This window comes from Weissella sp. DD23 (assembly GCF_001579105.1).
Lineage (GTDB): Bacteria > Bacillota > Bacilli > Lactobacillales > Lactobacillaceae > Weissella > Weissella cibaria.
Map to the genome: position 1 here is coordinate 1 of NZ_KQ970452.1, position 489 is coordinate 489.

Sequence of the window (489 nt, forward strand, 5' to 3'; positions counted from 1 at the left end):
CCAGACAACGTATATCCAGCCGGCACCAAACCATATTGCTTCAACAACTTTTCAGCTGCTGTGAATGAGGTTGCTGATCCCAAGCTTAATAAGTCAGCAATTGATGATTGTGTTGATGCAACCGGAATAGCCTTGCCATCCCCCATCATATTAACTGTCTTACCGCCAGCCTTTTGCACATTAAGTACAACACCATATGAGTTATACGTGTAATAAACGTCAGAAACACCCTTAGTTACAACATAATTTGCAGCTGAATCTACAGCCAATCCAGCATTCTTAGCGTTAGCCTTAGTCGTAGTACTGTTGTAAACATATCCTGACTTAACTAGTGCTGGTGTCAAAGTTGAACCGACCTTAGCAGTAGCGTTCACAACCTTTGAGATTTCCTTACCGTTGGCGTCGATATAGTGGATTGTCGTTGATTGCGTATCAGGTGTCAATACAACCTTATACACTGCGTCAGAACCACCAAACTTCAATGAAGAA

1 protein-coding gene is annotated in these 489 nt (G+C 42.3%); it reads right to left on the minus strand.

What is annotated here, in order from left to right; genetic code table 11:
* On the minus strand, window positions 1-489 hold a 489-nt coding region (locus tag WEIDD23_RS13880), incomplete at both ends, for a MucBP domain-containing protein (protein ID WP_197458899.1).